This window comes from Flavobacterium sp. FlaQc-30, assembly GCF_044005885.1.
In the GTDB taxonomy this organism is placed as follows: domain Bacteria; phylum Bacteroidota; class Bacteroidia; order Flavobacteriales; family Flavobacteriaceae; genus Flavobacterium.
Genome location: NZ_JBIPCO010000002.1, coordinates 435,717 through 457,985 on the forward strand (window position 1 = coordinate 435,717; position 22,269 = coordinate 457,985).

24 protein-coding genes are annotated in these 22,269 nt (G+C 33.7%); 1 reads left to right on the forward strand and 23 read right to left on the reverse strand.

Annotated features, from left to right (window positions below; all coding sequences use genetic code 11):
- The first annotated feature begins 17 nt into the window (after positions 1–17).
- Positions 18–758: a DUF2625 domain-containing protein gene (locus ACHRV0_RS07120; RefSeq protein WP_395440350.1), complete on the forward strand. Its 741-nt coding sequence runs from the start codon at positions 18–20 to the stop codon at positions 756–758.
- Positions 759–767: 9 nt separating this feature from the next.
- Here the strand turns inward: ACHRV0_RS07120 and ACHRV0_RS07125 are convergent, their stop codons facing one another.
- From ACHRV0_RS07125 to ACHRV0_RS07235, 23 genes are all read right to left on the reverse strand, one after another.
- Complete coding sequence (locus ACHRV0_RS07125; protein WP_395440351.1) at positions 768–1,448, reverse strand: mutarotase; 681 nt, start codon at positions 1,446–1,448, stop codon at positions 768–770.
- Between the two features lie 6 nt (positions 1,449–1,454).
- Positions 1,455–1,823, reverse strand: coding sequence for an iron chaperone (locus ACHRV0_RS07130; protein WP_129024045.1), 369 nt, complete (start codon positions 1,821–1,823; stop codon positions 1,455–1,457).
- Positions 1,824–2,064: 241 nt separating this feature from the next.
- Positions 2,065–2,532: an SRPBCC family protein gene (locus tag ACHRV0_RS07135; RefSeq protein ID WP_129024046.1), complete on the reverse strand. Its 468-nt coding sequence runs from the start codon at positions 2,530–2,532 to the stop codon at positions 2,065–2,067.
- Between the two features lie 89 nt (positions 2,533–2,621).
- Complete coding sequence (locus ACHRV0_RS07140; protein WP_395440352.1) at positions 2,622–3,203, reverse strand: TIGR00730 family Rossman fold protein; 582 nt, start codon at positions 3,201–3,203, stop codon at positions 2,622–2,624.
- Positions 3,204–3,270: 67 nt separating this feature from the next.
- Entirely contained in the window at positions 3,271–3,795 is a 525-nt protein-coding gene (locus ACHRV0_RS07145) for a GNAT family N-acetyltransferase (protein WP_395440353.1), read from the reverse strand.
- A 43-nt stretch (positions 3,796–3,838) separates the two neighbouring features.
- The gene (locus ACHRV0_RS07150) at positions 3,839–4,366 is read right to left on the reverse strand and encodes a GNAT family N-acetyltransferase (protein ID WP_395440354.1); all 528 of its coding nucleotides are present in this window, start codon (positions 4,364–4,366) and stop codon (positions 3,839–3,841) included.
- 21 nt (positions 4,367–4,387) lie between these two features.
- Positions 4,388–5,491 carry an MBL fold metallo-hydrolase gene (locus tag ACHRV0_RS07155; protein ID WP_129024050.1) on the reverse strand — a complete coding sequence of 368 codons (1,104 nt, stop codon included), beginning with the start codon at positions 5,489–5,491 and terminating at the stop codon, positions 4,388–4,390.
- Between the two features lie 294 nt (positions 5,492–5,785).
- The gene (locus ACHRV0_RS07160) at positions 5,786–6,205 is read right to left on the reverse strand and encodes a DUF1801 domain-containing protein (protein WP_129024051.1); all 420 of its coding nucleotides are present in this window, start codon (positions 6,203–6,205) and stop codon (positions 5,786–5,788) included.
- Positions 6,206–6,275: 70 nt separating this feature from the next.
- On the reverse strand, positions 6,276–6,644 hold the full coding sequence (locus tag ACHRV0_RS07165) for a polyketide cyclase (RefSeq protein WP_089053230.1): 369 nt from the start codon (positions 6,642–6,644) through the stop codon (positions 6,276–6,278).
- Positions 6,645–6,723: 79 nt separating this feature from the next.
- Positions 6,724–6,939 carry an ArsR family transcriptional regulator gene (locus ACHRV0_RS07170; RefSeq protein ID WP_089053231.1) on the reverse strand — a complete coding sequence of 72 codons (216 nt, stop codon included), beginning with the start codon at positions 6,937–6,939 and terminating at the stop codon, positions 6,724–6,726.
- Positions 6,940–6,951: 12 nt separating this feature from the next.
- Positions 6,952–7,365 (reverse strand): hypothetical protein, encoded by a 414-nt coding sequence (locus ACHRV0_RS07175; protein WP_089053232.1) that lies wholly within the window; start codon positions 7,363–7,365, stop codon positions 6,952–6,954.
- A 33-nt stretch (positions 7,366–7,398) separates the two neighbouring features.
- Positions 7,399–7,884, reverse strand: coding sequence for an SRPBCC domain-containing protein (locus tag ACHRV0_RS07180; RefSeq protein WP_395440355.1), 486 nt, complete (start codon positions 7,882–7,884; stop codon positions 7,399–7,401).
- A 139-nt stretch (positions 7,885–8,023) separates the two neighbouring features.
- Positions 8,024–8,509, reverse strand: coding sequence for a hypothetical protein (locus ACHRV0_RS07185; protein ID WP_395440356.1), 486 nt, complete (start codon positions 8,507–8,509; stop codon positions 8,024–8,026).
- 41 nt (positions 8,510–8,550) lie between these two features.
- Positions 8,551–8,973 carry a GNAT family N-acetyltransferase gene (locus ACHRV0_RS07190; RefSeq protein WP_395440357.1) on the reverse strand — a complete coding sequence of 141 codons (423 nt, stop codon included), beginning with the start codon at positions 8,971–8,973 and terminating at the stop codon, positions 8,551–8,553.
- A 20-nt stretch (positions 8,974–8,993) separates the two neighbouring features.
- The gene (locus tag ACHRV0_RS07195; RefSeq protein WP_395440358.1) at positions 8,994–9,674 is read right to left on the reverse strand and encodes a DUF4919 domain-containing protein; all 681 of its coding nucleotides are present in this window, start codon (positions 9,672–9,674) and stop codon (positions 8,994–8,996) included.
- A gap of 166 nt (positions 9,675–9,840) precedes the next feature.
- Positions 9,841–11,325 carry a DUF1254 domain-containing protein gene (locus tag ACHRV0_RS07200; protein WP_395440359.1) on the reverse strand — a complete coding sequence of 495 codons (1,485 nt, stop codon included), beginning with the start codon at positions 11,323–11,325 and terminating at the stop codon, positions 9,841–9,843.
- 41 nt (positions 11,326–11,366) lie between these two features.
- A complete protein-coding gene (locus tag ACHRV0_RS07205) occupies positions 11,367–12,815 on the reverse strand; it encodes a DUF1214 domain-containing protein (protein ID WP_395440360.1) in 1,449 nt (482 codons plus the stop codon).
- 407 nt (positions 12,816–13,222) lie between these two features.
- Positions 13,223–13,969 (reverse strand): DUF2314 domain-containing protein, encoded by a 747-nt coding sequence (locus tag ACHRV0_RS07210; RefSeq protein ID WP_395440361.1) that lies wholly within the window; start codon positions 13,967–13,969, stop codon positions 13,223–13,225.
- 180 nt (positions 13,970–14,149) lie between these two features.
- The gene (gene lpdA / locus ACHRV0_RS07215) at positions 14,150–15,538 is read right to left on the reverse strand and encodes a dihydrolipoyl dehydrogenase (RefSeq protein WP_089053238.1); all 1,389 of its coding nucleotides are present in this window, start codon (positions 15,536–15,538) and stop codon (positions 14,150–14,152) included.
- Positions 15,539–15,880: 342 nt separating this feature from the next.
- Positions 15,881–16,465, reverse strand: coding sequence for an NUMOD4 domain-containing protein (locus ACHRV0_RS07220; RefSeq protein ID WP_089059786.1), 585 nt, complete (start codon positions 16,463–16,465; stop codon positions 15,881–15,883).
- Between the two features lie 237 nt (positions 16,466–16,702).
- Positions 16,703–17,467 carry a LytR/AlgR family response regulator transcription factor gene (locus tag ACHRV0_RS07225; protein ID WP_395440362.1) on the reverse strand — a complete coding sequence of 255 codons (765 nt, stop codon included), beginning with the start codon at positions 17,465–17,467 and terminating at the stop codon, positions 16,703–16,705.
- Positions 17,468–17,591: 124 nt separating this feature from the next.
- Positions 17,592–18,911, reverse strand: coding sequence for a RagB/SusD family nutrient uptake outer membrane protein (locus tag ACHRV0_RS07230; RefSeq protein ID WP_395440363.1), 1,320 nt, complete (start codon positions 18,909–18,911; stop codon positions 17,592–17,594).
- A gap of 12 nt (positions 18,912–18,923) precedes the next feature.
- Entirely contained in the window at positions 18,924–22,262 is a 3,339-nt protein-coding gene (locus tag ACHRV0_RS07235) for a SusC/RagA family TonB-linked outer membrane protein (RefSeq protein WP_395440364.1), read from the reverse strand.
- Between the last annotated feature and the right edge of the window lie 7 nt (positions 22,263–22,269).

Here is a 22,269-nt window from a genome sequence, read left to right on the forward strand (position 1 = left end):
AGTTATAAATCGCATAGATGACACGAAATTTTCTATTAATTATAATGATATGTTTTACTTACGCAGTAAGTGCACAGAACAAAATGAAAAAAGCAGAAGAACTTATAGATAAAGCTGATCCGGGCTGGCCGGTTGTTGAAGATTGGATTAGAACGGCAAAAAATAAGGTTGAGGTTTTACCTGTTGATGCAGTAAAAGCTAAAGAAGTTTTATATAAAACTCAAGTAACTACACGTTCGACTATGGGAGCGGTTGTTTTTATGACTGGCGGTATTTTAGTCGACAATGGCTGGATTCGAATTCTAGGTTCTGGAAATTCAAGATTTAATAGAACTTTACCTGATTGGAATAAAGGAAAATCGTTTAATGAATTTGGCGAAACACCTTCTTTTTTATTAATTGCTGATGATGCAATTGGTGGCTTTTATGTATTGAATGGCGGCGGACTAGGAAATGATTTAGGGAAGATTTATTATTTTTCGCCTGATAATTTAGAATATGAACCGCTTGATATTACTTATTCTGAGTTTCTAGGTTTTTGTTTTAATAATGATTTGGATAAGTTCTATGAAGGAAACAGATGGAATGGATGGCGTGACGAGGTATCGAAACTAAAAGGCGACGAGGTCTTTAATTTTTATCCTTTTCTTTGGACGGCTGAAGGAAGCGATATTAATAAAAGCACACGAAAAATTATTCCAATTCAAGAACAATACAGCTTAAATTTAGAATTGAGAAAACAGCTGGGTTTTCAGTAGTTTAAAAATTTATATGTCAAAGTTTTTCAAATGAATTGTGTTTTTTTCTCTTTGATACCAATCGTTAAAGACTAGTTCTACTTTTTCCACTTTAAAAGATCCAAAATTGTAATCGCGAAACTCTTCTGTAATTTCAATTAGTTTCTCGGGATTTACAAGTTTTTCTGTAAAACGCATTACTGTTGAATGCGCTGTAGAAATGGAATATCGGCTGTCTATGCTTTGTTCTAAAGCTGAATTTTTGAAGTTTTCTCGAAGTTTATTTCGTAAGTTATTCAAAGATTCATCTGTGGGGAAACCTTGAATCATTATTGCTGAATTTGAGGCTGTAACACCTCGAAATTCGATCGTGATTTCGCCCAGATCTATTAAACTTTTTTGAATCGTTTTTACATATTCTTCAACAGCAATTTTATCTAAGCTGAAACCTTGGTAACATGAAATAATAGAGAGTACGGTAATATGAATGTCCGAGTTTGGATAATAATACTGAGAGGGTTCAACTGCTTTTAATTTGTCTAAAAACTGCTGAATTTCGGTATTAACTTTTTCATTTGGACGAGCAAGAAGTGTAATTCCAAATCTAGAATCTGAGCTATTATTAATATAAGAATCTAAATTATACTTTCCGTTTAAAATAGCTTCAGAAGCGCTTTTATAAAGTTGATTATAATGTTCCGTTAAATTCATTTAGACTTATTTCTTTTTCGCTTTTTCAAGGTTTTCTTTTACTCTAAATTTTACAATTTTAGTAATCAAGTCGTAGGGCATTTTTTCTTTTAAAGGAAACTGAACAGAACCTTTTCCTGATTTGTATTTTGAAAGTTCCTCGGCAAAAGCTTCGTGACCGCTTGGCAATGCATACAAACCGATATGATTTTTATATGCAGCAAAATAAACTACGATTCCATTTTGTTCAAAAGCAGGCATCGAATAACTGATTTTTTCTTTGGCATCTGGTGCTGCTTTCTGAATTGTCATTCGAACTTTCTCTAAAATTTCTTGAACATCATTTGGAAATGCGCCAATATATTCGTCGATATTTTCTGGTTTCTTTGTTTCCATTTGGAGTAAAAATTAATTTAAAGTTGTTTTCTTTTTGATCTCGCAAAGTGCGCTAACATTTTCTCATTTTATGTCATTTCGACTGAAAGGAGAAATCACACAAGAAATTCCGTTCCAAATATTCTCCAATCGTTGTCGAGTTTCGAGTGTGATTTCTCCTTCGTCGAAATGACATAACTGGGCGTTATTTTTTTTCGGCTCTCAAAAAAATCTTAGCGTGCTTTGCGGTAAAAATAAAGTTTTACGCTAATCCCTTTGGAAAACGATCTAAAACTAAATTCAATTGTAAATTATGCTCCAAATACGCTTTTGCTCCTGCTAGAACCAAAGTAAAACCTTCGGTTGAATTGCGAACTTGATCGATTATTTTATCAGCATCTCCTTCAAAACCTGAATTTGTAATACTTACAAAAGTCTCATTTTCGTTTAATGGCGTAAAAATCCATTCGACTAAAGTTGTTTCGCCAGTATTTCCCCATTCAACAACGATTTTTTTGTTTTCTTCCAAAATAAGAGTTTTTACCAAAAGCGAAAAATCATACATTTCCCATGTCCATTCGGTTTCGGTATTTTCTTCTAATTTGGCAGATCCTTTTGTAAACCAAAATTTACTTGTTATTTGAGGATCAATAAAAGCTTTAAAAACTTCTGAAACAGGTTTTCGAATCAGCATTTCGGCTTTTGCAAATTTGTTGTTTTCTGTTATCATTTTTCTCGAAGTTATATGTTGTTTGTTAGAAGCAGGATTGATTCGTAAATGTAACTTTAATTTTTTACTTGTAACTCTAAATGTCTAACTCATAGTTCTTTTTTGTCAATCCATTTCCCTACACTTGGAGCGACATAATTTTTCATTTGATAAAGCAAATCATCAATAGTATCACTAACTAAGAGCATTTTTTGGTTGACTTCTTTCAGTAATCCTTTTTCTGTCATTGTCTGCAGTAATGCTATCAGCGCATCATAAAAACCATTTACATTTAAAATAGCAATTGGCTTTTTATGCAGTCCTAATTGTGCCCAAGTCAGCATTTCGAATAATTCTTCTAGAGTTCCAAAACCGCCGGGAAGTGCAATTACTCCATCACAAAGATCATTCATTTTTGTTTTACGCTCGTGCATGCTTTCTACCAAAATTAGTTCGGTTAAGCCTAAATGAGCAATTTCTTTAGATCTTAAAAAATTAGGAAGCACACCAATTACTTTTCCTCCTGCGTTTAAAGCTCCATCTGCAACAGCGCCCATTAAACCTACATTTGCGCCGCCGTAAACTAATTCTATATTTTGTTCGGCTAAAGTTTTTCCTAAAGCAAGTGCTTGTTCTTCGTAAATTTTTTCGGTGCCAAAGCTTGAAGCGCAGAAAACAGTTATTCTTTTCATTGTTATTTTTTTTGATGTGAGTCTTAAAAGATGCAAGAAGCAAAATGAAAGACTACCATTTTGTAATTTACTTTTTCTTCAATTCATATTCAAAATACGGTACTTCGATACCATTAATAGTAAATATGATGTCATTTATTTTTTCTGCCCCGAGTTTTAAAACGGCTTTTTGAGAGCGGAAATTTTCTGCTCCAACGTGAAAAAGAATTGAATCGACGTGCTGAAAAGCATAATCTATCAATAATTTTTTAATTGAACTATTGTAAGGACCGCCCCAGTATTTTCTTGTAATAAAAGTGTAGCCAATTCCAACATTGGATTTTTCGGGATTGAAATCATAGAAACTTGTGGTTCCCATTATTTCATTGGTTTTTTTGTCTAGAATTAAGAACGGATTTTTTGTACTTATGATTTCAAAAAAAGTTTTAAAACCTTCTCTTTCATATCGGTTTTTTACAGGATTCTGTTCCCAAATCAGCGGGTCAGATGCGGCTTGAAATAATGCTTCAAAATGATTTTCCTCTAGCGGAATCAATTTTATAGTCTCATTTTCTAAGAAATCGGGTTGTAAATTGAAATTTGATGTTGTCATTTTTAGTGTTTTTTGCAGCAAATTAATTAAGTCGGATTGGTTTTTATGAAACAGGTAATCTAAAGCCAAATACAGCCAATTCTCCCTGCATAAAATCTAGATCTTCAGATCTTTTAAAACCAATGTTTTCATACATTTTCCAAGCCGTTTTCATGGCTAAAGTAGAATGGATTATAAGTTGTTTTCGGTTGTTTTGGGCTGCTTTTTTTATACATTCCTGTGTCAACAATTTTCCAATTCCTTTTCCGCGTGCCTTATTGTCAACGCCTAATAAACGAAATCCTGCCGAGTTTTGTTCTTGAGTTGCAATTCCGCCAGAACCGTAATATTGCATATCATTAAAGTAAACGACAGCTCCTAGAATTATACCTTTTTCATCAACAGCCACGAGAAGTTCCGTTTCTGGGTGTTTTGTAAAATCGCCGATATTTGCCAGCATTTTATAATAATTGGGCTGTTCATTTTCTTTCGGAAAACCTTCTAGTTGTGAATAAACCTGAATTAATAGTTGTCCTATTTTTTCAAATTCTAAAGGAAGAGCGTTTCGAATTATATAGTTTGAGGTATTCATTTTTTTTGCAGTAATACTAATTTAATTTATTCCGTTCCACCATTGTTTAAATTCTTGGTTTTCGTTTTTCAATTCGACTATTTCTCCAATTAAAGGTGTAATTAATGGAAGTGGTTTTTCATGTAAACGATTCAATTCTGTTACTTTTTTCAAAGGTTCATCCCAAGCGTGAAGAGCCAATGCAAATTTCGAAGAATGAACAGGAAAAACTCTTTTTGCTTTTAAATCGTGCATTGCTTTTATAACATCTTCGGGCATATTATGAATGTATTTCCAGTTTTTATTGTATTGACCGTTGTCTATTAAAGCAATGTCAAAAGGCCCAAATTTTTGACCAATTTCGGCAAAATGAGAATCGTAACCGCTGTCGCCGCCCAGATATATTTTGAAATCTTTGGTTTCAAGAACAAAAGAAGTCCAAAGCGTGTTGCAGCGTGTAAAACTTCGACCAGAAAAATGTCTGGATGGGGTGGTGTGAAGTATTATGTTCTCATCAAGTTCTATTTTTTCATACCAGTCTTTCTCAATGATATTTTCTTTCTGAAATCCCCAAAATTCAAAATGCGAACCTACACCAAGTGCTGTGATTACTTTTCTTGTTTTTGCTTTTAATTTTAGAATAGTTTCGTAATCTAAATGATCGTAATGATCGTGTGTAATCAATAAATAATCAATTTCCGGCAGATCGTCGACGGTATAAACATCTGTTCCTTTAAAAGCCTTTGTTGTGCCCGAAATAGGAGAGGCGTTTCCGCTGAAAACAGGATCTATTAAAAAACGTTTTCCTTCTAATTGAATAAAATAAGAGGAATGTCCAAACCAAGCTAATACATCTTGATGAAGTGGAATTTCGTGCAAATTAGTCTTAATAGAAGGGATTAAATCGGCAGGGATTTTTCGTTCTACTTTTTTGAAGAAGAATTCATAAGAAACCGAAAAGTAATTTGCTCCTTCGGCTAGATCCGGCGTAAAGTTTTGGTTTTCGAATTTTCCATTTTTATATTGTGGAGATTTCTGAATTAAAGCCAGTCTTTCGCCCGATGGTTTTTTTCCAAATTTTGGATGCCGTAAAAAATTATAGGCTATAAGCACTAGTACAAAAAGTAAAATTAGGAATGTTACCATTTTTTAAGAATTGGGGTGTTTGTTGGTTATGGATATATTTATAATAGCAGCTTCATTATGTAGTTAAAAACTAAGGTTATGGCAATAATAAATACGAACAATAAACTGGAATAAAGTCTGATATTTGGAAAACCATTATAATCTTTGGATTCCTTGAGATGCTGGTATATTTTTTTCCGTCTATAAAAACAATAAACAAAAGTTATAATAATAAATACAAAAACGATACTCTCAAATGCAAAACGATCATTGAGATGCTGTGAGCTATTTTCGGGTAAAACGGAATTCATTTTTTTATTTTGTTGGATATAAATTTTGAACTTCTTTGATCGAAAGCAGTATTACATTTTTTAAGATTTCGAGGTCAATATCAGTCAATTTTTTGATGTAAATACACGCTTTTGATGATTTATGTTTTCCTAGTTTTACAAGTTCCTTTTCGGTATTTTCGGATAAGAAAAAGTAAACTGTGGTCGCTGATTTTCTTGGAGAAAAAGCGGCCAAAGGAGCGTCACCTTCATGTCCGCTGGCATATTTATAATGATACGACCCGAAACCTATAATACTTGGTCCCCACATTTTAGGTTCAAAACCAGTTATTTGCTGCATTATTTTAATAAGCTCAAAAGCATCATTTCTTTTCGCCTCGTCTTCAACCGTATTTATAAAATCAGTAACGCTGCTTTGAGTTTCTGTAGTTTTATTTTTTGCCATTGTATTTTTTTTTGAATTCTATTTTCAGTATCAGTTTAGTGATTTACTTAAAACTGGGACTGTAAGCGAGTTAAAACATTCCGTTTTCGTTAATGGTTTCTGTGGGAATTGATTGTCCTAAATCCCATAATTCTATAATTTTATCGGCTTTGAATTTTAAAATATGAACTACAGCGAAACCTATATCTATTGGGGTTTGTTTTAAATGCGAATGTACTGCAACTAACTTTTCGTCTTCTAAAATATGATGAATTTTAAAAATTTTGTTAGGGTTTGTCCTTGCCGATTCTTCCATTGCCAGCATTAAAGTGTCGGCATCACCTTTGAAATAAGCATTGTGATGTTTAAATTTTTTGCCCACATAAAGCCGAAATGCTTCGTGTGAGTGACCGCCAGCCGCAAGTTTTAAAAAATTTTGCGCAATTTCTTTCCTAGTCATGATATTGTGATTAACAGCTAACTAAGTTATGAAATTTAGAAGGATTTAAAGAAAATAGAAACGGAATTTAGAGAATGGACTATAATTTTTCAGGTTTTATCTGGCTGAGATCGATGTCTAGTTTCGTAAATTCTGTTAAGCCCAAATCTGTAATATAGAAATGTTTATCAGCTGGATTCTTTTTTGCAATCCAGCCTTTTTCTGCAAAAGTTACGGCAAGCAGCTGACCAAGTTTTCCGCCAATATGTTCGTAGCACATTTTGGCGGGTTTTGTTTGAGTTGATTTCTCATCCATTTTTTTCCAAATTTAGGATTTCTTCGCAACTAACTTTAATGCCAAGTATGTCATTGGGATATAAGCAAAAACTAAATCGACAATTGTAAACCATATTGGAGACGGTAAAGAACAAACGCTTACAATTCCTCCTAATAAAAAGAAACCTCCTATAACTAAGGCTAGTTTTGTTTTATGATTTGCAGCGATTAAGGCTGTTGTTAATGCGCCGGCAAACGTTCCGAGAGCGTGCGCCAGGAAAGGAAATAGAAAATGTTTGGGTTCAAATAAATGCATGGTGGCTTGCAAACCTTCCATTGTTGTATTGTCTGCTCCATTTGGCGGCGGAATTATAGAACCGCTGACTAAAATAATACTCATATTAACAACACTTCCAACAAAAAGGCCGGCAATAACGGCAAGTATATTTCTTAAAATAGGATTCATAGATTCTGGTTTTGTATCACGAATTTATGAAATTTATTTAGATGATAGTTTCTTTTCGTTTTCGGTTTGTGGTTTTCCAGCTGCATTGGGTTCGCCTTTGCCTGTTGTGATTAATTTTTTTAAGCTGTTCTGTATATAATTTGTCCAAGCATCTTGACAGATTTCAAAACATTCGTATTCTGGAACTAAACCAAAATGAGTAAAACGAAGTTCTGTTTTTCCTTTTTTTTCTGAAATTTCAAAAGTAGGTTTTGTGTTTGTCCATTCCGTTTTGTCTTCCGTGAATTTAAAGTAGTTTTTCTCAATCAGCCAAACTACTTTTTGATTTGGAATAACTTCAATTAATTTTACTTTGCAGCGATGAATATCTTCAAAATGATAATCAAATTCATCATTTAATTGCGCTGTATTTCCTTCAATTTCCTGCGACCACCAATTACGAACATTGGTAACAGCGTTAAAAACTTCTTCTGGAGATTGATCGACTGCTATTGTTGTGGTAAAATCTGCTGCACTCATAATTATTAATTTTTAATAGTTGAATATCAAAGTTATTGTTTAAAAATCAATATGTTAGGGTGCTTAAAAGACATTTTTAAGGGGTGTTTCAGACAGAGAAGGTTTAGATTTATGATTTTAGATTTTGGATTTTGGCGTTTTAGATTTTTGAAAGTATTTCTGTTTGCTTTTTTCTAATTAGCCCAATTAATAAATTGATAATGTATATGGGTATACCGACAAAAGTAATCACCAATAATTCCAGAACTAAAGTCGAGTTTATAAATTGATATTCACTAAAGAATTGGGGAAATTCAGGTTTTGGCGGAAGCAGTTTGGCGTAGATTAAAGCAATCCAATAAATTATAAAACTGCCAATAAAAATCAGAGAATGAAGTATAGTTAAAGATTTTACAAGCTGTTTTTTAAATACTTGTTGAACAAGCCAATAGCCAAATCCCATTATGAAATAGCAAATAAATAAAAAGATTGTGCTGGAAAAATTACTTGTAACGACGTAAATATCGTAAATATTGATGTCGAGATTAGCCGTTGGATTATCATTTTCTTGGATGAATCCGATAATTAAAATGAGCAGCGCAACGATCCAAAATATATGATAGACTTTTATTTTTTTTAGGTTCATGGTTCTTGGTTGATAGTTTTTTGCTAATACGTTGTTATTAATTATTTATTTAACTCAAATAAAATATAAGTTCCATTTTCAGATTGTCCTTTTCGTTTTTCGATGAAGCCTTTTCTTTTATAAAAGTCAACGGCTTTTAGATTATTTTCTAAACACTTTAAAGCGAGTGGGAAATTAGTTTTGGAGACTGCGGCTTTTAATAGTTTGGTGGCAATACCTTTATTTTGATATTTATGATGAATGTATAAATGATGTACAAAATTAGTAGGCGTCCAGATTGAAATAAAGCCAATGGGAATATCTTCATGCAGAGCTGTTAAAATTAATTCACCTTGTGTATATTTTTCGAAATCATCTAATTGAAATTCAGAAGAATTAAGCCATGTAAAAGTTCTTTTTCTTTCTTCTAAAAATAGAATTCTTAATGCTTCGTAATCTTTATTTCTAACCTCTATTATTTTCATTGAATTATAAATTCATGCTTTTACCTCAAAACTTTAGATTCATTTTCAAGCATTTTTTCGATATTAAAATAGATGCCGTCAACTTGATATTTGCCTTTTTCGAAGCTTAAATAATCACAATGATCTACTAAAGATTGTGATTTACTTTCTAGTCCAAAAACATTAAGCATTACATATTCATGCTCAACAAGAAGAACATGAAATCCTGTCTCACATTGTTTTCCGTCGCCCGAAGATAAAATAGCATTCATGATGCTGTGAAATTTAAAAGAAGCAATTTTTGAATTTACTTCATCGCCTTTTAAATGATAAGTGTAGGCTAGAAGATTGAGCTGTCTGAGATCAAATGGAAATTCGTTTAAACTATTGTTGATTAGTTTGATGATTTCATCGTAATCTTTGTTTTCCAGTTTTTCTTTACCGTAAATTTCATTTAGTTTTTTTTCGTTTGGCGATTTCCAAAAAGCATTGTATTTGGGTTGAAAAACGTAACCAAAATATAAATGGGTGAAATCATCGTGTGTTAGCAGAGTATCGTTCTTTACTAATCTCTCCACTAATTGAGGATAATAAAATGCCGATTTTTTGTCTTGTATTTCTTTTTCAATTGCTTTGTAGTCGGGAATTTTGAAACCTTGATCTTGAGCAATAGCTTTTGTTCCTAATATTAAAACAGTCAATAAAATTATTTTTTTTATCATAGTCTGATGATTAAGTTTTTTTGGTTAAACTAATGTACGAAATTTAAGTCAACGTTTATTGAAAGTAATTAAGATCGGAGAGAATAAGGTTTTTGAAGAGTAGTTGTGTAAAACTGAAAAATCCGATTTGCTTTCACAAACCGGATTAATTTTTTGATTGTATGTTTTATTTTACTTTCGTTACTGCAGGCGGTGTCCATTTACCATCTAGTATTTCTTTTTTTGGCCAGTATGTACGCAAATAAAGAGAAAATTCACCTTTTTTGGGAGCAGGAAGCCAGTTTGATTCTTGATCTTTTGCTGGTGGATTAGATTGTACATATATGGTTAAGGAACCATCGGGGTTTGTTTTCATTGTTTTGTTTTTTGTTCCTAACGAATAACGGTTTAAATTATTCAATTCAAAAAAATGGTGTTGATTGTACAATGTCAAAGACCAAAAGCCATTTACTGGAGGCATTTGTTCCTTTGTAAACGTAACAGTATATTTTGAAGTACTATTTAATCGTATTCCTTGCGAATCAAGATCCTGATAAAAGTATTTTGCCTGCTCAGGTTTGTTAACTAGAATATTTGATTTAGCTGTTGCGGTTCTGGTAAAATAATCCGTACCAAAAGAGGCTCCGTTAGTAATTGTACTCCAATTGTAAGGGAGTTGTTTTCCGAAATTACGAAATTCAAACAACGGTTTAATTATTTGGTTTTCTACTTCTGTCGCAGCTTCAATCATTGCTTTTTTTAGTAAAGGATCTTTTTTTGCTGCTTCAATTACGGCTAATATCTGTGCGTAACGTGCTTCTTCTCCAGGTAGCGGAGGTGCATCAGCGAGTACAATTGGGAGTTCGTCAAAAAACTTTTCAGGAATTACCCATGACATTTCTGCGTTGCCCATTGATGCGCCTTCGGTTTTTGGAATTTTGTTCCAATCTATTTTTTTTGTCTTTCCATCAAAATCAGCTAACGGATACATCGTAATGGATTGCAGTAATGGTTGTATTGCTTGACGATCTTGGGGAGTGTCATCCATAAAAACTCTCGGCCCGACAATTCCTGTATTTGTTTTAGAACGAAAAACTTTTATTATCCCATCAGGAACTTTTCCGTTCCAATCCCTTCCTGCCAATAAATAAAATCCGGGTTTTGTATCATACATTTGACCAAGTTCTGCAAAGCTGTCTGTACGAAGGTCTACAACCTGATAAACCCAGAAACGTTTACCAAAATCAGGAACTTGTATAACAACTGGCGATTTATCTAAAGCAAGTGAACCAATTCCGTACACAACATCTTGATTAGGACAAGCTACAGCTCTTTCAGTAGGAATTACATAATCTGTAAGCATTCCAAAATGATTTAAAGGAGCCTGTATTAAAGGGCCTGCCATTGCAAGTTCTTTTACTTGTGTAAAGGCAAGGCGTCGATTGTAGATGTTTACCATTGGCCAAGCCCAAAAATAAGCGTCTTTTGCGGCTAAGCGTGCATATTCGGTAGTTATTTTTACTGAAGTATCTGGACCTGGAGGTAATGAGACAGTTTTGTTTTTAGAACTGTCGCTTTCCGAATCAGTTGAATTTGTATTTTCGGTTTTAGTACTTTGATTACATGCTGTTAAGGCACACATTGTAATAAGGAGGATAATATTTTTTTTCATTTTATGCGATTTAAAAAAGAAATATTAATAGTTTGTTTGTGCTATTTAACTTTTTCTAGATCAGTTAATTTCCAGCTTTGATCACGTAAGGCAGGTGTTGGGCCGTAAAAGCGTGCTAATATTTCGAACTTGCCTTTTGGATCTGTTGGAACCCAATTTGACTCACCGCTTGCAGGCGGAGTTGGACCAAAGTATAAATCGACAGAACCATCGCTGTTTACTTTTAGTCCCGGACTTTGCGAGGAACGTCCTGCACGTTTTTGGTTTCGAATAAAGGTGTGCGAGTCTCTGTTGTAAACAGTCATCGACCAGTATTGCTTTACTGGTACATTTGCAGGAACATTTACTTTATAAGTGCTGTTACCATCTAGAGCGTTGCCATCTTTGTCTACAATCTGCATCAAATAAAATTGTGATTCACCAAGATGTTTGGCACTAAAAAAAGCGATCATATAACAAACGGCTCTATTGTCGATAGGATAAATTTCTGAGATTGAGTATTGGCTTTTTACGCTTTTAATATTGTCTTCATCTGCAGGAAAAAACCAATGTGTGTCTTTGTAAAAAGGAGGCGTTATTTCGTAATTATACAAAAGCCATTCTTTAGCTGTTTTTACGGCTTGTGTTAGAATTTCTTTAGTGCGGGCATCAGGAGCAAAAGATTTCCCTCTTTGAATACCTAATGTTTTTAAAGGATCAATCATTACACGATCTCTTGTAAGCCAAGGTTCTGTCTGCACAATTGAATTTAATGTTTCATAAAAAGTATGGTCATAGCGAATGTTTGAGTCGTACACATCATTACTTGCATCGATAAAAACAGTTGCTGGATTTTTTGAAGCTTCGCTGAGCGGATAAACTTTAATGCGTTTTGCGTATGCAACCGCAGCAGCAACATCGGCAGGGCTGCCGCTTTTTAATACAGAGCGCAAAAGTGCATAACCTCTATAAGTATCAGATTGTAAAGGGATATAACCTGCTGGTATTTTGCTTTTATCATAGCCTGGAGGTAAAAATAGATATTTTCCGCCTTTGCCTTTATCAACTCCTCCGGGTCCAACATCTTCAATTGCATTTTGCCAGTAAGTCATTACACTACCATTAAAAACGCCATTGTCTGCTGGTGGAATTTCTAATACGACAGGACCTGCTTTTTCGGTATTGAAAAAAGGCATTAAATAAATTACATCAGGATTTGGGGTAAGGGTTTGATTTTTCCAATCTAACAGTTTTGGCCAAATAACAACTTGATTGTAATTGCCATTTATTTTTGCGAGTGCATCGTACATCAATTGAAAATTAACTGCTGGCATTCCCCAGACTGCAGCTTCAACTGCGCGTTGATACAAAATTTGTTCTTTAATGTTTGCAGGCTTAAATTCAGTTCCTGCTGTGTTTGAATTGTTGTTTTTCTCTAGGGTACTGGTTTGATTATTATTGCAGGCTGTCAGGAGAAATACCGACAAGAAAGAAAGAAGGATTTTTTTCATAACATTAATTTATTTAGTGGATATAAATTTTTATTATTTTAATTTTTCAACATCCTGCAGCTTACTCTTTGCCAAAACCGACTCTGAAAAAAACTTAGAAGTTGAAAGTAATCTTTCTGCTTAATATTTATAAGAAATCAATGTTTCTTATAAAAAAGGTAATTAAGTGTAATTTATTACTCTAATGAGCGCATTATTTGGTTCAGGGCTTTTTTGAATTAAATTTATTGTTAAAATTATGAAAAAAAAGTATAGGTGAGTGATTTTTTAAAAGAATATCATTAAAAATCAGTTGTTTATGTTTTTTGCTTGTTGAAGACTGCTACTGAGCAGTGATTGTAAGCAGATCTAGTTTCTAATAAAAAAATCCGATTGGTTTATACCAATCGGATTTTAGATGTTTTGTATTATAATAATGGAATTAAATGTTCCCAATTTAGCTGTTTTGCAAAATCAAGCGGGGTTTTGCCATTGTTGGTTTTGGCTGTCGTATCTGCTCCGGATTTTAGCAAAACTTCAACGGAGGTTTTATTTCCTGCAATGGTTTCAAGATGTAAAAAAGTATAACCTAATTCATCTTTTGAGGTAAGTTCTTTAGGATTATTTTTTAGAAAATCAATAAGGCTGTCTTTCATGTTTTTGCTCATTGGATGTTCTACAAGGTTTTCGGGTTTTTCTTTTTGATCTGAAACAACTTGAATATCGTCGTAATCTCCAAATTCTAATCCCCAAGCTTTGTCGTGTTCTTTTCTTTCGTCTTCATCCATTTCCGCACGCATTGCGTGTATCGTAAAGGCTCCGTAGGTTTTACCTTGAATAGCAAATAACCAATCACTTATTTGGTTGACTGGTATTTGTACTTCGTCTCCGTTGTTTACATTGGTTAACTCATCAGGTTGATTTACTAAAACGCCATAAATAGTATCGCCGTCAAAATTGATATCGTTGATCCACATATGTTCAACTAGGATTTCACCATCTATTTCCTGAGTAAAAGCGAGTTTTACACAAGCAACATCAAGTCCGGGAACTATTCGGCGGTATTCCCACGATAATTCTCTCCAGAAATATTTAAACGTTTCTTGTGCTTTTTTGTGTGCTTCGATCATTTTTGGATTTTCTCCGTCGGCAAAGAATATTGGTGTGTTTTCCATTCTGTATTATTTTAATTGTAATTGCGGGCTGTACATGTATTTTAACTCCAAGATAAAAAAAATCTTATAAACGGCTTAAACTTTAACAATAAAAAAATCCGATTTGCTTTCACAAACCGGACTTTTTTAAATTGAAAATAATATGTAACCAAAGAGATGCAAATGCGTCTCTGGTTATTGTTACAAGTGAATTACTTCGCCGTATGCATCTGCAACAGCTTCCATAACTGCCTCGCTCATTGTTGGGTGAGGGTGGATAGATTTTAGGATTTCATGACCTGTAGTTTCTAGTTTACGAGCTACAACTGCCTCAGCAATCATATCAGTAACACCAGCACCAATCATGTGACATCCTAACCATTCTCCGTATTTAGCATCAAAGATTACTTTTACGAATCCGTCAGCAGCACCAGCAGCTTTTGCTTTTCCTGAAGCTGAGAATGGGAATTTACCAATTTTTAATTCGTAACCTTTTTCTTTTGCTTGTTTTTCGGTTAAACCTACAGAAGCGATTTCTGGAGTTGCATAAGTACAACCTGGAACGTTTCCGTAATCGATTGGGTCTACGTGTAAACCTGCGATTTTCTCCACACAGTTAATACCTTCAGCAGAAGCTACGTGAGCTAAAGCTTGTCCTGGAGTAACATCTCCAATTGCGTAGTATCCTGGAATGTTAGTAGCGTTGTAAGCGTTTACTAAGATTTTATCTCTGTCAACAGCGATTCCAACTTCTTCTAAACCAATATTTTCGATGTTTGTTTTAATTCCAACTGCCGAAAGTACAATGTCAGCTTCAAGAATTTCTTCTCCTTTTGCTGTTTTTACAGTTGCTTTAACCCCGTTTCCTGTAGTATCAATTTTCTCTACAGAAGAGTTAGTCATGATTTTTACACCTGCTTTTTTCATAGAACGCTCCATTTGTTTAGAAACGTCTTCGTCTTCAACAGGAACAATGTTTGGCATAAATTCTACGATAGTAACTTCAGTTCCCATAGAGTTATAGAAGTGAGCGAACTCAACTCCAATTGCTCCAGAACCTACAATAATCATAGATTTTGGCTGAGTTGGCAACGTCATTGCTTGACGATATCCAATTACTTTTACACCATCTTGAGGTAAGTTTGGAAGCTCACGAGAACGAGCTCCAGTTGCGATGATAATATGATCAGCGCTGTATTCAGTAACTTTATTGTCTTTATCTGTAACGTCAAGTTTTTTTCCTGGTTTTAGTTTTCCAAAACCTTCAATAACGTCAATTTTGTTTTTCTTCATTAAGAATTGAACTCCTTTGCTCATTCCTTCAGCAACACCACGGCTTCTTTGAACAACAGCAGGGAAATCTTTATCAAATTCAGAAACTTTCAATCCGTAATCAGAAGCGTGCTTTAAGTAATCAAAAACCTGAGCTGATTTCAATAATGCTTTAGTTGGGATACATCCCCAGTTTAAACATACACCACCAAGATTTTCTTTTTCAACTACAGCTACTTTAAAGCCTAATTGTGATGCTCTAATTGCTGTAACATATCCGCCAGGACCACTTCCTAAAACAATAACGTCGTATTTCATTTTTTTGGTTTTTAGTATTTACTATCGAAAAGGAGGTTTATAATTCCGAAACTCACTTGCCGATTTTTTCTTTTGTTATTTGTGATTGCGAATTTAAGGAATTATTTTAAAAAACGCTTGAAATTTTATTTTTACCCCTGCTGATTTTGACCTTTTCACAGAAATTGAATGAATTGTGAATTGCAAATTATGAATTATGAATTGAAAATTCAGATTTAGAAGTTTAAATCGAAATTATACCCTTTGCCAAAATAAGCGAAGTCGAAGTCCTTTCTTGTAGAAAAGGGCTTCGACTTCGCTCAGAGTGACATCAGTATTGAATTTATAATTTACAATTTATAATTATACTTTAACGTGTCCCCAATTTTCACCGCTTGCAATTCTACGTATCTGCATTTCGCTTACGCCAAATTGTTTGGCGATCATTTTTAGACGTGTTTTTTGTTCTGGTCTTGCTAATATTTTCTTGATTAACATGACTTTTGTTGTAGTCAATTTTCTTCCGTCGGCTTTTAAGTTGTGCTCGATCAGGTTTTTTTTGGCTTGAATTACTCTCGGACTTTTACGACTGTGCGCCATCATTTCGGCTTTTGTAGCCCAGCATAAATTGTGCACATCGTCATTGCTTCGATTGTAGTCTAAGTGAAGTACATAAGTTTGTTCTTCTGATTCTTTAGGAATAAAATAATGGGCAACTAATTTGTATAAAAAAAGGTATTTGTTAACGATTTGATCGTCTTTTTTTACCTTAAATCTAAAAGTAGGATATCCATCGCTTAAACCGCCTTTTAAAAGACGTCCGTTTTCAATTTCATCAGTGAAGCTTATTAATCGGCCTCTGTTTGAAATGGCGTATTTAAGTTGTAATGAGGCATTTATTTCTATTTCTTTGAATTTTTCGTCAGGGTAAAATCTGTGTTGTGGCATTTTCGTTTACATTTGATTTTTGAATCTCAAAGATAAAGAATTGATCAAAAATGATCGCTATCGTGCTGGTTATGAAGTATCATTTTTATGATTCTTATAACGCTAATTTAACGTTTTCTAAATTTTTTTGGCAATTTGCAAAGTCCTTCTCTATAAAAAAATGCTAATGATACACTTTTTTGGTTTTTGACATTCTAATAAAACAACATTTTAGAACTCTAATAAAGGATCTGAATTTTATTGATCGAGCCAGTTTTTGAAATTAGTGATTTCTTTTTTGCTTATGATTATTGAGTCATTTTCAATAGAAGGAACGGTAAGAATTAATTCGATTTTTTGATTGGAGTGTTTTAGTACTTCTTTTATGGTACTTCGATTTACAATGTATTTACGATTTATCTTAAAAAATGTAAATGGATCGAGGTTGTTTATAATATCGGTTAAAGTGCTATTGTATAAAAAACTGTTTCCAGAATTTACATATATAAACAAATGTTTTCCAGATGCAGCAAAATAGGTTATTTCGGCTTCATTTATAGAGATAAGCTTATAACCGTGGTTTACTAAAAAATGACGCTGTATTTTGCTTGTATCGGGGTTTTCGATTGCAACTAATGATTGCAGTGTCGCATCGCTGTTAAAGGTTTCTTTTATTTTTTTGAATTTGATTAGGGCTTCAAATAATTCTTGTTCTTCAAAAGGTTTTAAAAGGTAATCAATTGTAAAGTGTTTGAAAACTGAAATGGCGTAGGAGTCGTAAGCGGTAACAAAAATGACAGGGCAGGAGATTGTTGTTTTTTCAAAAATTTCAAGACTTTTTCCGTCGCCTAAATGAATATCCATAAAAGCCAAGTCGACATTATTTTCAGAAAAAAAGGCCACAGCTTCTTTTACCGATTTTAAAACTGCAATTTCGGCTATTTGTAAAATGTCCTGCTGTTCTAAAATTGATTTCAGATAACTTGAAGCAAGATATTCGTCTTCAACAATGGCAATTTTCATTTTTAATATTTCGTTTATAGAATCGAAATTCTAAAGTTGATTTTGCAAAGATAGTTGACTCTGTTTTTAAATGCAAAAAGGCCCAGTTTTTTGAACTGGACCTTTTTTCTGATTTTGAACGAACTTATAAATTCGGATTATTTAATCTTGCGTCTGCTGGATAAATAATAGTGTAACGCGGATCGTTTTGTAGTAAAGTGTACTCTATGGTCATGAATTTATGAACAATTTGTTTTTGACTACTTCTTCTTAAATCAAACCAGCGGTGTCCTTCTACAGGAAATTCTCTGCGTCTTTCTTCAAAAATGAAGTTGGTTAGATCAGTCGCATTCATTGTATTGATATTACTTGCCAATTGATCGTATCCTGCTTGTGTGTATCTGTTTTTAATAAAACTTAAAACGGTTGCCTTTGCATCGTTAATATTATCCAGTTTCAACAAAGTTTCGGCTTTTGTCAAATACAACTCTGAAGATCTGAAAGATGATTTTTGATCGTCGTTTCCGCCTTTTAAAATTCTAAAACGGCTTCCGCTTGCTCCAAAGTATAATGGGAAACGTAAATCAGTTGTTTTATTATAAGCCGCAATTAAATCAGCAGATGCATAAGAAGCTCTTTTTAGACCAACGATGTAACCATCTTCAAGGGCTAAAATAGATTCTTTTCCATCATATTTTGTAGCTAAAACCGGCGTTGCTTTTAAGTCAATTAACGTATTTTTGATTTCTAAAGCTTTATTGGCAGCATCAAGTGATTTTTGCCATTGCTGTTGATACAAATACAAACGGCTTTCTAAGCTGTATAGCGCCACTTTTGAGAAACGGTAATTTAAACCTTTTGGCTGTGTACTTAAATTAATTAATTTTTCAGCTTCCTTAGTGTCAGAAATAACTTGATTGTAAATAACGTCTACGCTTTGCGGAACAAATACTTGCTCCAAATCAATCTCTAAAGCTAGTGGAACTCCTTTGTCTGAAGCTGCAGTTGCTGGATTATAAGGCTTTCCAAAAAGATTTATTAAATCAAAATTTGCCATTGCTCTCAAAGCATAAGCTTCTCCAATTAATTGATCTCTTTCTTCAGATGCTGCGACTTTATTAGACGCTTCGTTGATAATTACATTCGTATAAAAAATGACAGTATATAAATCTTGATAATGAAAATTTAGAGTGTTTCGATCCGGATTTAGATCTTTCCAGATATGTACATCTTTGTAAATAGCAGTTTCACTGTTATCTTCATTCAAGATTAGTTCATCTGTACGAGCGGCGCTCAATGATTTGTGTTCTGGGTAAACTGAATATGCCGTTGTTAAAACCGCACGAAATTCAGCTAACGATTCTGGAATTACTTTTCCTACCGGAGTAATATCCAAATAGTCATCGCAGCTGCTAAGTGCAATAGCAGCAACGAAAAGTGTTATATATTTTGAGAATTTTTTCATCTTTTTTAATTTTTAGAAAGTTACATTAAATCCTAAAGTCAACGATCTAGGAACTGGCTGTGCGTAAATGTTTCCGAAAGTTTCTGGGTCAAAATAACCTTTGTAGTCTGAGCTGATTACGAACAAGTTTCTGGCTTCAATATTTACTCTAATACTTTGAATGTCGATTTTGTCTAGGAACGTTTTTGGGAAAGTATATCCAAAACGAACACTGCTTAATCTCATATAACTCATTTCGCTGACCCATGTGTCTAAATAATTATAAGTAATAATTGGGTTACCGCCAGAGAACCAATTGTAAGCCATCCAAGAATCTCCTGTACCAGAATCTTTACTTGTAATTCCAGGTAAGTTTGATGAAGTATTAGTTGGCGACCAAGCATTTAAAATATCAGTCGTATAGTTTTGCCCTCTATCTACAAGTGTTCCGTTGTATGGAGGAGTTCTTGTAACAGTTTGTTTGATGTTAAACGACGCTGCTATGGTAAGATCAAAATTACTTACTTTAAAAGTATTGATTAAACCTCCTGTAAATTTTGGATCTCTATCTCCTAAATAAGTAAATAAGTCTCTAAACTCTGCCGCACTTAAATCTGATTGCGAGAACATACCTGGAAAAACACCAGCAAGCGGATCATATAAACCAAAGAAAGTTTGCGCATTTACAGTTTCTCCTTGTTTATTAACAAATAACGGGTAACCGTTTTCGTCAATTCCGTTTGTTTTTAAACCAAATACCGCATTTACAGCATGTCCTTCTTGGTTTGGTAAATAACTGTTGTCTCTTATTTCTAAACGATCAACTTTACTTTTGTTATGTGAAAAGTTAAAATTGGTATTCCATTTAAAATTAGGGCGGTCGATGTTTTTTGTCGATAAAGCGATTTCAAAACCTTTGTTGCTTACTTGAGCCCAGTTCATGTTTGTAAATTCAAAACCATTTTCTAATGGTATTGCTTTTAAACCAATTAAATCAGTACTTTTTCTTCCGTAAATATCTGTTACAAGAGTAATACGGTTGTTAAGTACACCAAGGTCAAAACCAAAGTTTGTGTTTTGAGTTTTTTCCCAACGCAATTTGCTGTTTGGCGGACTCAATACCACAATTGTAGATTCTGATTGTCCAGGAAGGATAGTAGTTGTTTGGTTATCTCCAACTACGTAAGGTGAAGTGTTTTTATCAATATTTCCTTGTAAACCGTAAGAAGCACGAAGTCTTAAGTTAGAAATTGCTTTACTATTTTTTAAGAAATTTTCTTGAGAAACTAACCAAGATCCAGATGCTGACCAAAGTGGTAAGTATTTGTATTTAGGATCTACACCAAATAAATCTGAACCATCATATCGAACACTTCCGTAGAAACTGTATTTTCTTTTGTAAGTATAAGATGCTGTTGCAAAGAATGAAACAAAAGCATTTTCGTTTTGTGTTTTTACATATGTTTTGTAAAATGCCTCTTTGGCAAAAGTTGAATTTGGGAAAATAATTTGTTGTGTAGTCAAGGTATTTTCATCAAAACCAAAACCTTTAGTTGCTATAGAAGTCGTTTTGTTTCTTCTTAATTCGTTACCAGCCATTACTTCAATTTCGTGATTCTCTCCTAAAGTTTTAGAATAATTCACCATTGTTTTTAAGTTGTACTGAAAAAAGTCTGTATTTGTGTTTTGAATAATTCCACCATCAGGTAAGAAGTATTTTTGTGTATTATCAGCAAAATAACTTGATCTTTCTCTTTGTCTTCTAGTGTAAAAAGTTTCTTGACCAGCGTATTTTTCGCTAGAAGAATTATCAAGTTGTAAACCTAACTGGCTTGTTACTCTTAAATCTTTTGTGATTTTATATTCAGCATCAAACAATGCTTTTATAGCTCTCGTTTTTAAATCGTATGAAGTATTGTTTCTCTCTTCTAAGAAATTAAATGGAAGTTTAATATCAGAATAAGAAGCAATATCCGGGTCATATTTATAGCTTCCGTCTGCATTGTACGGAGTTAAATAAGGATTTACGTTTCTTGAATAATTTGCTGGATTTGTAAATCCATCAAGATCTGTTAAGTAAGATGTCGTTTTATTTTCGGCACCAAAAATTCCAATACCAACTTTAAATTTATCAGTAATCTCGTAATTGTTTTTCAATGTTAAGTTGTAACGCTTGAAACCTGTACCAACAGTAGCTCCGTTTTCGTCATAATATCCTAAAGAGAAATAGTAATCTGATTTTTCGCCACCGCCGGATAAACTTAAACCATGCTGCGTATTAATTGCATCTTGATACAATAAGTTACCCCAATTTGTATTTTGATTTCTTAAGTTATTGATTGATTGTTGAGTTCCTGCACTTAAAGAAGAGAAACCACCGGTTCTGAAGGCATCTAATTCATTCGCTCCGTTTAAGATACGAGCAACTTCACCACCGGTGTCTCTATATGTCAAATCTGCGCGACTTGCCATGTTAAGTTCTAAATCTACTTTTTGATTTGAATTTAATAAGTTCAATTTGTCAAAATCAGGTCTGCGTGTAATAAAGGTGTTCGTGTTGAAGTTTACAACCATTTTACCTCTGCGTCCTTTTTTTGTAGTTACCACAATTACACCATTTGCGGCACGAGCACCATAAATTGCAGTTGCGGCAGCGTCTTTTAATATTGTAATATCTTTAATATCGTCTGGATTTAAACCAGCGATAGAGTAATTTGCAAGTTGATCGATATTTTCTTTGTCATAGTTTTTAGGAACATCATTATTTTCTAATGGTAATCCGTCAAGTACCCATAAAGGATCTTGCGTACCATTAAGAGATGCTGTACCTCTAATTCTAATTTTGGCTGGCGCTCCCGGCGCTCCAGAAGGAGTTGTAACAGCAACACCTGCAACTTGTCCCATTAATAATTGATCGACACCAGAAACTCCAGATTGCTGAATTGAAGCCATATCAACCTTAGTAATAGCCGAAGTCAGTTTTCTTTTTTCGATTTTTTGGTATCCTGTCAAAACCACTTCTTGAAGCTGGGCAACATCAGATTTTAAACGGATTGTGTATTCTTTTTGAGAAGTTATTTCAAGAGTATAAGGTTTATATCCCATAAAAGTAACTCTTAATGAAGTAACATTTTTGCTGATTTTTAATTGAAATTTACCATCAAAATCAGTTGTAGTTCCAATTGCTTCGCTGTGTATAACTCCTGCTAGAGAAGTTTTGTTCGAGATAGAATTGTTCTCTACAAAAACTGATGCGCCAGGTATTGGCGACTGGTCAGCTTCATCAAGAATGATTCCTGTAATGGTTCTATTATCCTGTGAGTATCCTGCGACAGCTAGGAACAGCAGTAAGATATTTAGAAAATTTTTCATGTTTTTG